Source organism: Saccharopolyspora elongata, assembly GCF_004348985.1.
Lineage (GTDB): Bacteria > Actinomycetota > Actinomycetes > Mycobacteriales > Pseudonocardiaceae > Saccharopolyspora > Saccharopolyspora elongata.
Window position 1 is genome coordinate 1 of the sequence record NZ_SMKW01000012.1, and the last position, 10,989, is coordinate 10,989.

The 10,989-nt window shown below is 71.4% G+C and carries 11 protein-coding genes; 10 read left to right on the plus strand and 1 reads right to left on the minus strand.

The window, feature by feature from the left end; genetic code table 11:
* Positions 1 to 334 precede the first annotated feature (334 nt).
* Positions 335 to 793, plus strand: a complete 459-nt coding sequence (locus E1288_RS11515; RefSeq protein WP_132484152.1) for a MaoC family dehydratase N-terminal domain-containing protein — start codon at positions 335 to 337, stop codon at positions 791 to 793.
* Here the strand turns inward: E1288_RS11515 and E1288_RS11520 are convergent, their stop codons facing one another.
* The gene (locus E1288_RS11520) at positions 794 to 2,131 is read right to left on the minus strand and encodes a carboxypeptidase regulatory-like domain-containing protein (protein WP_207954300.1); all 1,338 of its coding nucleotides are present in this window, start codon (positions 2,129 to 2,131) and stop codon (positions 794 to 796) included.
* A 212-nt stretch (positions 2,132 to 2,343) separates the two neighbouring features.
* On the opposite strand from E1288_RS11520, the gene E1288_RS11525 reads away from it, so the two are divergent.
* The 9 genes from E1288_RS11525 (at position 2,344) to E1288_RS11565 (ending at position 10,959) form a co-directional block, all read left to right on the plus strand.
* Positions 2,344 to 2,970, plus strand: coding sequence for a TetR/AcrR family transcriptional regulator (locus E1288_RS11525; protein ID WP_132484154.1), 627 nt, complete (start codon positions 2,344 to 2,346; stop codon positions 2,968 to 2,970).
* Between the two features lie 37 nt (positions 2,971 to 3,007).
* Positions 3,008 to 3,640: an NUDIX hydrolase gene (locus E1288_RS11530; RefSeq protein WP_132484156.1), complete on the plus strand. Its 633-nt coding sequence runs from the start codon at positions 3,008 to 3,010 to the stop codon at positions 3,638 to 3,640.
* A 70-nt stretch (positions 3,641 to 3,710) separates the two neighbouring features.
* Positions 3,711 to 4,688: a DUF3048 domain-containing protein gene (locus tag E1288_RS11535; RefSeq protein WP_132484158.1), complete on the plus strand. Its 978-nt coding sequence runs from the start codon at positions 3,711 to 3,713 to the stop codon at positions 4,686 to 4,688.
* Between the two features lie 5 nt (positions 4,689 to 4,693).
* On the plus strand, positions 4,694 to 5,794 hold the full coding sequence (locus E1288_RS11540; protein WP_132484373.1) for a CapA family protein: 1,101 nt from the start codon (positions 4,694 to 4,696) through the stop codon (positions 5,792 to 5,794).
* Positions 5,795 to 5,885: 91 nt separating this feature from the next.
* Positions 5,886 to 6,338, plus strand: coding sequence for a TSCPD domain-containing protein (locus E1288_RS11545; protein ID WP_132484160.1), 453 nt, complete (start codon positions 5,886 to 5,888; stop codon positions 6,336 to 6,338).
* A gap of 106 nt (positions 6,339 to 6,444) precedes the next feature.
* Positions 6,445 to 8,523: a M28 family peptidase gene (locus E1288_RS11550; protein ID WP_132484161.1), complete on the plus strand. Its 2,079-nt coding sequence runs from the start codon at positions 6,445 to 6,447 to the stop codon at positions 8,521 to 8,523.
* A gap of 145 nt (positions 8,524 to 8,668) precedes the next feature.
* The gene (locus E1288_RS11555) at positions 8,669 to 9,154 is read left to right on the plus strand and encodes an NUDIX domain-containing protein (protein WP_132484162.1); all 486 of its coding nucleotides are present in this window, start codon (positions 8,669 to 8,671) and stop codon (positions 9,152 to 9,154) included.
* A gap of 216 nt (positions 9,155 to 9,370) precedes the next feature.
* Positions 9,371 to 10,192 carry a CoA transferase subunit A gene (locus E1288_RS11560; protein WP_132484163.1) on the plus strand — a complete coding sequence of 274 codons (822 nt, stop codon included), beginning with the start codon at positions 9,371 to 9,373 and terminating at the stop codon, positions 10,190 to 10,192.
* Positions 10,189 to 10,959 (plus strand): CoA-transferase subunit beta, encoded by a 771-nt coding sequence (locus E1288_RS11565; protein WP_132484164.1) that lies wholly within the window; start codon positions 10,189 to 10,191, stop codon positions 10,957 to 10,959. Before E1288_RS11560 ends, E1288_RS11565 begins: the two co-directional genes overlap by 4 nt.
* The last annotated feature ends 30 nt before the right edge of the window (positions 10,960 to 10,989 follow it).

Consider the following 10,989-nt stretch of genomic DNA (forward strand, 5'->3'; position numbering starts at 1 on the left):
CGGCCACCCCGCAACGCAAGCCGCCACCCCGCCAGCCCACTCCGGGCCATCCCCGCGATACAAAGCCGCCCCGGGGCTGCGGGTCGGATGTCAAGGCTGAAACCCCGAAGGGGCGGCCGCTAGGCCGGGCTTGACCTCCGGCCCGCAGCCCCACGATCCACCCATCGCGGGGATGGCCCCAAAACACACCAAACCTCTAAAAGTCCCAACCCCGCCCCACCTCCAACCAAAACCCCAGCAAAACCCCAACCCCTCCAAAGGCCCGAACCCCCCAACCCCCAAACCCCCCGTACGATCCCAACCCCAACCCCACCCAGCAAAGGACGCCCAAAAGATGGCGATCGATCCAGCGGTGATCGGCAAGCGCCTCCCGGAGATCGAGGCAGAGATAGAACCGGGCCGCCTCCAACAGTTCGCGGCAGCGATAGGCGAAACGGACCCGATCTACACCGACCGCTCCGCCGCCCGAGCCGCCGGTCACCCAGATCTCCCGGTACCGCCGACGTTCCTGTTCGGCCTAACCCTGCAAGGCCCGGATTCCTTCGGCTTCATAGCCGATCTCGGCGTCGACCTACGCCACGTCCTGCACGGCGAGCAGGGGTTCACCTACCACTCCACCGCCCACGCCGGCGACACCCTGGTGCTACGCCCGGTGATCACCGACGTCTACGCCAAAAAGAACGGCAAACTGGAGTTCGTGGTCCGCGAAACCGCCGTCACCCGCGACGACGGCAGCGCGGTGGCGGATCTCAAGGAGGTCCTGATCGTGCGCCACCCGCCGGCCGACGGCTGATCAGCGCGCACCGGCCATCCGGTGGTGCCGGGCTTCCGGCTCCAGGACGAAGTCGTAGCCGGCGATGCGTCCCGGCCGCACCGCGACCCGGTCCACCGCCGGTCGCATGCCCGGCGCGGAGACGACCACCGTGACGTACTGCCGGGGCAGATCGTGCACCTCGTACTCGCCCGAGTTCGAGGTCACCAGGTGCGCCAGCTGACCGCCGGTCGGGTCGGTGACAGTCACGATGGCGCCGGGCACCGGCTCTCCGCCGGCGGCCCGCACGGTGCCGGCCAGGGTGTGGTGGTGCTTGGGCCGGGGTGCTTCGATCGCCGGGTCCACCACGACTTCGCTATCGTCCTCGTGCTCGTAGGCGCCCGCGGTGGTCACCGCTTCCGGGTCCGCGGCCTTCTTCCGCTTCATGCGCAGCTGGTTGAACACCACCAGCAGGACGCCCAGCGCGCACCAGGCAGCCAGGCCGAGGACGGCGGGCAGGGCTCCCGCGCCGTTGAAGTACAGGACGCCGCGCATCGAGTCCACGGCCTGCCCGAGCGGCAGGAACCGGTGCAGCGACTGGAAGAACACCGGCACCAGTTCCTTCGGGATGGCGCCGCTGCTGGAGGGCATGCTCAGCAGCACGAACAGTCCCATGGCCACGCCGGGGATGAACTGCTTCACGAACGGCACGAGCCCGAACGTCGTCCACGCGACCGCCTGGGTTAGCAGGAAGCCGATCAGCATCAGGACCGGTTCGTTGTAGATCACGTCCATCGACAGCGCGGCGAAGTAGCACACCACGGAGGCGAACGCGCCGACTCCGGCCAGCGCCAGCAGTTTCTGCCGGGTGGTCAGCGCGGCGCGCAGCAGCATCATCACCGTGATGTAGGGCGGGATGTTCATCGCCAGCAGGACGTAGAAGAGGCCGGTGCCCATGACGTCGCCGGGCGCGGCCGGGGCGAGGTCGAGGAGCGCCAGGTGGTGGCCGCCGACCGTGGCGATCGGGGTGAACACCTGCTGCAGCACCATCATCAGCGCCGAGCCGTTGGCCTTCGCGTAGAACAGCTGCCCGTCCGCGGGGTCGTAGGCGGCGACGGCCTGGCGCTGCAGGATCGCGTCGCGCGCGCCCTGCTCGTCGGGTACCGCTGTGACGTCGATGCCGCCGGGCATCGCCTGGGCGAAGGCGGCGTCGAGGTGCTGCGCCGCTTGCTCGCCGACCACCGCCACCGGCATGTTGTGCGGCGCCGGGGCGTGGAAGGGCAGCAGGTAGCACACCATGAATCCGACGATGAAGAACATCGGGAACCACAGCGCCGATGCCAGGGTGCGCACCAGTGAGCTCGGCTGTGCCTCGGTCAAGAAGCCTCCTCACGACGGGACGGGGGTGCGGCGCTGCACTGGTTCGGATCGCCCGGCCGAGGGCGAGAACTACCCCATTGACGGTTAGCGACCCTAACGTATTTCTGCAGTCTGTGCAAAAATGCACGGGTGCAACATCGGTTTGTCGGAGATGCCGGAAACCGGGCACTAGGCTGAGACGGCCGCCCCGACGAGAGGAACGGACGCCCCCGATGTCCAGGACGACGGCCGCGAGCAGCGCGGATGCCGAGCAGGCGTGCGGGCTGCGCGAGCGCAAGAAACGGGCGACCCGGCAGGCCCTGCAACAGGCGGCCGTCCGGCTGTTCCTGGACCGCGGCATGGACGCGGTCACCGTCGAGGACATCTGCGCCCGCGCCGAGGTCTCCCCGCGCACCTTCTTCAACTACTTCACCGCGAAGGAAGAAGTGCTGGTGCCCTGGGATCCGGAGAGCGTCGCGAGCACCGCGCGGCGAATCCTGGCCCAGCCCGCCGAGCGCTCGCCGCTGCAGGTGGCGCACGTCGCGCTCGGCGAAGCCATCGACGCCGCGATGGCCGCGCCCATCTGGCGCGACCAGGCGCGGCTGCTGCGCGACCACCCCGAGGCGCTGCGCCGGATCGTGCTCGCCTCGCGCGCTCTGGAGGCTGCGCTCGCCGACGGGCTCGCGCAGCGGCTCGGGCGAGACCGCGCGGACCGGTACGTCCGGTTGCTGGCGGCCACCTCGATCACGGCGATGCGCAGTTCGATCCAGTCCTGGCACGAGGCCGACCCGGACACCGACCTGCACGACTTCCTGGACGAGGCCTTCGACCTACTGGGCCGCGGCCTGCCACCCGGCTGACCGGTCCCCTGGCACCCGATCGAAAGGTAGGACCGCGATGGTCGACGAACTCGCCACCCTCCCGCAGCGACCGGACGACGCGCGCCGGCAGATCGCGGCCCGCCTGGCCCGGTTCCGCACCAGGCGAATCCCGTTGCAGGGCCGCCGGGCCGCAGCGGTCGCGATCACCCTGGCCAGCGACGGCGGCGAGCTGGGCATCTGGCTGACCCGCCGGGCCGCGACGCTGCGCGCGCACGCGGGCCAGTTCGCGCTGCCGGGCGGGCGGCTCGATCCCGGCGAGGACGCACGGCAGGCCGCGCTGCGAGAACTGAGCGAGGAGCTGGGCGTGGCCGCGCGGGAGCAGGACGTGCTGGGGCGGCTCGACGACTACGCGACGCGCTCCGGTTATGTCATCTCGCCGATCGTGGTGTGGATCGGCTCCGCGCCGGAGTTGTCGCCGAATCCGGACGAGGTCGCGCGAGTGGACCTGGTGACGCTGTCCGAGCTGGACATCGCGCCCCGGTTCGTGGCCATCGCCGAGTCCGACCGGCCGGTCATCCAGCTGCCGCTGCTGGACACCCTGGTGCACGCCCCCACGGCGGCGGTCCTGCACCAGTTCCGCGAGGTCGTGCTGCACGGCCGGGACACCCGCGTCGCCGACCTGGAGCAACCGGTCTTCGCCTGGCGCTGACCCGCTTTCGCGCCCTGGCAGGCGCACTGCGGGCGTAGCCTGGAGCGCGGAGGGAATGCCGGGAGAAACGATGCGACGCGGGCGCACGCGCACGCTGTTCGCAGCGGCGCTGATCCTGCTCGCGGTGTTCGGCACGGCCGCCTGCGGCCTGTTCTCGACACCGCGCGCCGGGTCCCCTGCGCCGCCGGAACAGCAGCCCGCCACCAGCGGCACCGCCCCGCCACCCGCCGGGATCCCGCCGCCGGGCCCGCCGGTGCTCGCGGTGAAGATCGACAACGTGGCCGATGCCCGGCCGCCGGTCGGCATCGGCGCCGCCGACGTGATCTACGTCGAGCCGGTCGAGGGCGGTTACAGCCGGCTGCTGGCGATCTTCGCCTCGCACCAGCCGCCGACCATCGGGCCGGTGCGCAGCGCGCGGGAGACCGACGCCGTGCTGCTCCCCCAGTTCGGCCACCCGACGCTCGCGTACTCCGGTGCGGCTCCCGAACTGCTGCCGCTCATCGCGGCGGCCCCGGTGACCGACGCCTCCGACGGGCACCAGCCCGCCGCCTACACCCGCGACGAGTCGCGCACCGTCCCGCACAACCTGTTCCTCGACCCGGCGAAGCTGCCGCCCGGCGCGCCCTGGCCGGGTCAGAACCGGATCGTCGCCGGGCCGACCCCCGGCGGCGGCACGCCGACGGACCACTACGAGGTCACCTACCCCTCCGCCACCGTCGGCTTCCAGTGGTCCGCCGAGGAGCACCGGTGGCTGGCCTCGATGGACGGGGCGCCGTTCGCGTCGGTCGACGGCGGGCGGCTCGGCCCGCCGACGGTGGTGATCGAGCGGGTCAAGGTCCGCGAGTCGGCGATCCGCGACGCCGCGGGCAACCCGTCCCCGATCGCCGAAACGATCGGCAGCGGCGCGGTCTCGGTGCTCCGCGACGGGCGATCGTTCGAAGGCACCTGGTCCCGGCCCGCACCCGATGCCGCGGCCACCTACACCGGCCCGTCGGGCGAGCCGCTGCTGCCCGCGCCCGGTCAGGTCTGGGTCGTGCTGGCGCCGTGAACGGAATGGACCCGATCCGGCTCTTCCTGTGCGGCGACGTGATGCCAGGCCGCGGCGTCGACCAGATCCTGCCGCACCCCGGCGATCCGGGCCTGCACGAGGCGTACCTGCACGACGCGCGCAGCTACGTCGCGGCGGCCGAGGCGCGCAACGGCCCGATCACCAAGCCCGTCGGCTTCGCCTGGCCCTGGGGCGACGCACTGCGCGCTCTCGACGTCGCCGCGCCCGACGTGCGGGTGATCAACCTGGAATCCAGCATCACCTGCAGCGGCGAGTTCGCCCCGGGCAAGGGCGTGCACTACCGGATGAACCCGGCGAACGTGGGCTGCCTGACCGCCGGGCATCCGGACGTCTGCAGCCTCGCCAACAACCACGTCCTGGACTTCGGCCGCCGGGGGCTCGACGACACGCTCGATGCGTTGTCCGGGGCGGGTCTGCGCTGGGTGGGCGCCGGGCACGACGCGGCGGAGGCGCGCCGACCGGCGGTGATCGGCACGCCTCGCGGCCGGGTCGTGGTCTTCGGCTACGGCGCCGCGTGCAGCGGCATCCCGGCGAGCTGGGCGGCGACCGCGAAGCGGTCGGGCGTCAACTTCCTGCCGGACCTCTCCGACCGGCGCGCCGCCGAGATCGCCGGCGAGATCCGCGAGCGGACCCGGCCCGGCGACGTCGTGGTCGTCTCGCTGCACTGGGGCACGAACTGGCAGTACCGCGTCGGGGCCGGCCAGGTCCGCTTCGCGCACCGGCTGATCGACGGCGGGGTGCACGTGGTGCACGGGCATTCCTCGCACCACCCACGGCCGATCGAGATCTACCACAACCGGCTCGTGCTCTACGGCTGCGGCGACTTCATCGACGACTACGAGGGCATCCCGGGCTACGAGCAGTACCGCGACGATCTGCGCCTGCTGTTCTTCGCGTCGCTGGACGCGGGCGGCGAACTCGTCGACCTGCGCATGCTCCCGATGCAGGCCAGGCAGATGTGCCTGCACCCCGCATCGGCCGCCGACGCCGACTGGCTCCGCGCCACCCTGGCCCGGATCAGCGCCGCGTTCGGCACCGATGTGGTGCTGTCGAACGGGACGCTGCGCGCGCGGCGCCAGGCGTGAAGCGGCCGCCCGGGCGCGGCGGTGGCGCAGCGCTGCGGTACCGTCCCGCATTGTCCATATAGGACGACCCCACGAAGGAGCGACCCCTGGCATGGCCCGCACCGACGCCCCGGCGCGCCGCAGGCGCCGGGTCATCCGGATGGATCAGAGCGCTGCCCGGCAGCACCCGCCGCGCCGCCGCCGCGGCTACACCCTCCGGTTCGACATCGGCGGCGTCACGGGCCACCTGACCACCAACGCCTACCCGGACGGGAAGCTCGGCGAGGTCTGGGTGAGCGTGGAGCAGCAGGGCAGCCCGCTCAGCGGCTTCCTGGACAGCCTGTTCGCCGCCGTCTCGCTGGGCCTGCAGCACGGTGTGCCGCTGGAGACCTACGTGGCGAAATACGCCGGCATGCAGTTCGAACCGCGCGGCCCGGTGTCCGATGCGGACATCGGCTACGCCCACTCCTTCCCCGACTACGTCTTCCGCCGCCTGGCCCTGGACTACCTGGACGCCCCGACGTGCACCCGACTCGGCATCGTCGGTGGCCCGACCGAGGAGTAACCCGGGCAAACGAGTGGTGATCGTTGTGCGGCCGGATAGCCCTTTGTACCTTTCGTCTTGCTAACCGAATCTTGCTCGCTGCATGCCACGGCATTCAGGAGGACGGATGTCCCAGCACGCACCGCTCCGGCCCCGCAGGTGGTTGTTCGGTTCGGCGGCGCTGGCCACGGCACTCGTGGTCGGGCTCACCGCGCAGACCTCGCCGGCGACCGCGCAGGGCGGACCCGATGACCTGCGGTCCTGGGAGCGGGCGCTGCAGCGGGAGGTCGATGCCGACAGCGCGGCGCGGATGAGCGAAGCGATGTCCACCTACCCCGGCCGGGTCGGCACCGAAGGCGCCGAGCGCAGGGCGAACTACTCGGTGGACGAGCTGACCAAGTGGGGCCTGAACGCGAGACTGGAGAGCTACAGCGTCTACGCCTCGGTGCCGCAGCACATCGCGGTGACCATGACCGGCCCGCAGCGGCGGGAGCTGGAGGTGAAGGAACCTCCTTACCCGTGGCACGAGAACTTCGAGGACGTGGTCGTCGGCTACAACGCCTATTCGCCTGCCGGCCAAGCCACCTCGGACGTCGTCTACGTCAACTACGGCCTGCCGGACGACTACGCGCGGCTCGCCGAGATGGGCGTCGACGTCCGGGGCAAGATCGTGCTGGCCCGCTACGGGCAGAGCTTCCGCGGGGTGAAGTCGAAGGTCGCCGAAGAGCACGGCGCCGCGGGCGTGATCCTGTACTCCGACCCCGCGGACGACGGCTTCACCCGGGGCGAGGTCTACCCGAACGGGCCGTGGCGCAACGCCGACGGCATCCAGCGCGGCAGCGTGCAGTACATCTTCCAGTACCCGGGCGACCCGCTCACGCCGGGACGACCGTCCACACAGGACACGCCCCGCCTCGATCCGTCGGACGCGGAGAACATGACGAGCGTGCCGACCACGCCGATCTCCTACGGCCAGGCCCAGCACCTGCTGGCCGCGCTGCAAGGCCCGGAGGCGCCGGCGGAATGGCAGGGCGGCCTGGACCTGACCTACCGGGTGGGCCCCGGGCCGACCCGGGTCGACCTCGACCTGGACATCGACTACCGGCAGATCCCGGTGAACGACGTGATCGTCGAGATCCCCGGCTCGAAGCACCCGGAGCAGAAGGTGGTCCTGGGGGCGCACTACGACTCCTGGACCTACGGCACCAAGGACGACGTGTCGGGGTGGACGACGCTGATGGAAGCGGCGCGGGCGCTGGCCGAACTTCGCGACCGCGGCTGGCAACCGGAGCGGACCATCGTGCTGGCCGGCTGGGACGGCGAGGAGTACGGGCTGCTGGGCGCGACCGAATGGGTCGAACAGCACCGCGCCGACCTGCTGGAGAACGCCCTGGTGTACCTGAACATGGACGGCGCGGGCGGCGGCAAGAACTTCTCCGCAGGCTCGGTCCCCGCGCTCGACGCCGTGCTGGCCGACATCGCCAAGGACGTCCGCGATCCCGAGCACGGCACGCTGTACCGGAACTGGCAGCAGGCCTCGGGTGAGCAGGACCCGGTGCCGGACCGGCTGGGCAGCGGCTCGGACTACACGCCGTTCCTGGACCACCTCGGCATCGCCTCGGCCGAGTTCGGCACGTCGACGCCGAGCGGCGAGTACCACAGCGCCTACGACGACCTGCGCATGATGCGCGAGTTCCTCGACCCCGGTTACCGGTACCACGAGGCGTCCGCCGCGTACGCGGGCACTTTCGCGTTGCGCATGGCCGGTTCTGACATCGCGCTGATGCTCTACTCCGACTACGCGACAGCGGTCGAGGGCCATCTGCGGGACCTGGACGAGAAGCAGGCCGACGGCCAGGTCGTCGACCTCTCCCCCGCCTACGCCGCGGCGCGGGAATGGCACGCGGCGGCCAAGCGGCTGGAGAGCGAAGCGCACGGCGTCCGCGGCGAGCGCGCCGACGCAATCAACGACGCACTGATCGCCCAGGAACGCGCGTTGACCCAGCAGGAAGGCCTGCCCGGCCGGGACTGGTACAAGCACATGGTCTACGCGCCGGGCCTGTACACGGGTTACGCGGTCCAGCCGCTGTCGGCGATCGACGACGCGATCACCGGCGACGACCCGGCAACGGCCGAGAAGTACCGCGACCTGCTCGTGGACTCACTGCACAAGGCAACCGAGGCTGCACGAGGCGCCGTGCGGTAGCGGGTAGAACGGGGAGCATGCGCGCGATCGTCCTCGACACCGCAGGAGCCACACCGGCGCAGTTCGGGGCGCGGCGATCGGGGGTTTCCGGGGGCGCCTCGGCTAGGGTGATCCTTTTCCGGCTTCGTGGAAGGGACCCGCAGCGATGCCCAAGTTCACCTGGCACACCAGCGCCGTGCCCGAGGGCCTGCCGGTGCGGCAGGTGTACGGGTTCCTCTTCGTCCCGGACGGCCGGTTGCTCATCCGCCTCGACGGCAGCAAGCACTCGCTGCCCGGCGGCCGCCCGGAGCCCGGCGAGGTCGAGTACGTCGACATCCTGCGGCGGGAGACCATGGAAGAGGTCACCGTCGGCATCGGCGAGCCGCACTACCTCGGGTACCAGTGCGTGGACGACGGCATCTCGCCATACGCCCAGGTGCGGATGGCCGCGCTGATCACCACCGTGCACCCGCCGGAGCCGGACCCCGACAGCGGCCGGACCTACCGGCGGCTGCTGGTCCACCCGGGCAAGGCCGGCGACCTCCTCTCCTGGGGCGAGACCGGCTACCTCCAGGCGACCGCCGCCGCCGAAGCAGCGGTCGACGTCTTCGCCCTGCCCGGTGACGACCTGCCGGAGACCGGCTACCTCTGACGTAACCGCGCCGTGAGCACGCAACCACCTCAGGCCGCCCTGGCGGCACGCGCAGCCCCGGAACGACCGGTCGGCTGATCCCTCGTCCATGCCGGGTCCCCGCATGCCCGGACCTGGCTAAACCGCACGCGCTTCCCTTGACCTGGTTCTGCGCGCTGCCGTAGTGTTCGCAGAAAGCACAGACGTTCACTATGCGCACAGCGAGGAGTGGTCGGGGTGGCTCGCATCCTGCAGCTCGACGAGGCCATCGCGGAGCTGGTCCACGACGGCGACACGGTGGCCCTGGAGGGCTTCACCCACCTGATCCCGGTCGCGGCCGGGCACGAGATCATCCGGCAGCGCCGCAAGGACCTGACGCTGGTCCGGATGACGCCCGACATCGTCTACGACCAGCTGATCGGGGCGGGCTGCGCGCGGAAGCTGATCTTCTCCTGGGGCGGCAACCCCGGCGTCGGCTCGCTGCACCGCTTCCGCGACGCCATCCAGAACTCCTGGCCGGTGCCGCTGGAGATCGAGGAGCACAGCCACGCCGGCATGGCCAACCGCTACGCCGCCGGCGCCTCCGGGCTGCCCTTCGCCGTGCTGCGCGGCTACGCGGGCACCGACCTGCCGGCGCAGACCGACACCATCAAGATGATCGAGTGCCCCTTCACCGGCGAGCGGCTGGCCGCCGTCCCGGCGATCAACCCGGACGTCGGCATCATCCACGCGCAGCAGGCCGACCGGGCCGGCAACGTGCAGATGTGGGGCATCACCGGGGTGCAGAAGGAGACCGTGCTGGCCTCGAAGCGCTCCCTGGTCACCGTCGAGGAGATCGTCGACGAGCTGACCCCGCGCCCCGGCGCCGTGGTGCTGCCGCAGTGGGTGATCACCGCCGTCGCGGAGGTGCCCGGCGGCGCCGCCCCGTCCTACGCGCAGGGCTACTACGAGCGCAACAACGCCTACTACCAGCAGTGGGACCCGATCGGCCGGGACCGCGAGAAGTTCGAGGACTGGCTGGCGACCGAGGTCCTCAGCACTGAGAGGAGTGCCCGATGAGCTCCGCCGAATTCACCTCCGACGAGATGATGACCGTCGGCGCCGCCCGCTCCCTGCGCGACGGCGCGGCGTGCTTCGTCGGCATCGGCCTCCCCAGCACCGCCGCGAACCTGGCGCGCCGCACGCACGCCCCGAACCTGGTGCTGATCTACGAGTCGGGCACGCTCGGCGCCAAGCCCGACCGGCTGCCGCTGTCCATCGGCGACGGCGTGCTGGCCGACACCGCCGACTCCGTGATCGGCGTGCCGGAGATCTTCAACTACTGGCTGCAGCCCGGCCGCATCGACATCGGCTTCCTCGGCGGCGCGCAGGTGGACCGCTTCGGCAACATCAACACCACCGTGATCGGCGGCGACTACGCCAACCCGAAGGTCCGGCTGCCCGGCGCCGGTGGCGCGCCCGAGATCGCCGCGTCCTGCCGCGAGGTGCTCATCGTGATGCGGATGAGCCCGCGCAGCTTCGTGGAGAAGGTCGACTTCGTCACCTCCGTCGGCTACGGCACCGGCAAGGGCGACCGGGAGGAGCTCGGCCTGCGGGGCCGCGGCCCGGTCAAGGTGATCACCGACCTGGGCGTGCTGGAGCCGGACCCGGAGACCTGCGAGCTCACCCTCACCCAGCTCAGCCCCGGCTCGACGGTCGAGCAGGCCCGGGAAGCGGTGGGCTGGCAGCTGAAGGTCGTCGACGAGCCGACCGTGCTGCAGGCGCCGACCGAGACCGAGCTGACGGTGCTGCGGGAGCTCAAGGCGACGATCGGCGGCGCGAAATGACCGACGTGCACGGCCCGGGACTGGCAGTCG

Coding starts and splice junctions, on each gene's coding strand:
- E1288_RS11515 (WP_132484152.1), top strand. CDS start 335: ATGGCGATCGATCCAGCGGTGATCGGCAAGCGCCTCCCGGAGATCGAG.
- E1288_RS11525 (WP_132484154.1), top strand. CDS start 2,344: ATGTCCAGGACGACGGCCGCGAGCAGCGCGGATGCCGAGCAGGCGTGC.
- E1288_RS11530 (WP_132484156.1), top strand. CDS start 3,008: ATGGTCGACGAACTCGCCACCCTCCCGCAGCGACCGGACGACGCGCGC.
- E1288_RS11535 (WP_132484158.1), top strand. CDS start 3,711: ATGCGACGCGGGCGCACGCGCACGCTGTTCGCAGCGGCGCTGATCCTG.
- E1288_RS11540 (WP_132484373.1), top strand. CDS start 4,694: ATGGACCCGATCCGGCTCTTCCTGTGCGGCGACGTGATGCCAGGCCGC.
- E1288_RS11545 (WP_132484160.1), top strand. CDS start 5,886: ATGGCCCGCACCGACGCCCCGGCGCGCCGCAGGCGCCGGGTCATCCGG.
- E1288_RS11550 (WP_132484161.1), top strand. CDS start 6,445: ATGTCCCAGCACGCACCGCTCCGGCCCCGCAGGTGGTTGTTCGGTTCG.
- E1288_RS11555 (WP_132484162.1), top strand. CDS start 8,669: ATGCCCAAGTTCACCTGGCACACCAGCGCCGTGCCCGAGGGCCTGCCG.
- E1288_RS11565 (WP_132484164.1), top strand. CDS start 10,189: ATGAGCTCCGCCGAATTCACCTCCGACGAGATGATGACCGTCGGCGCC.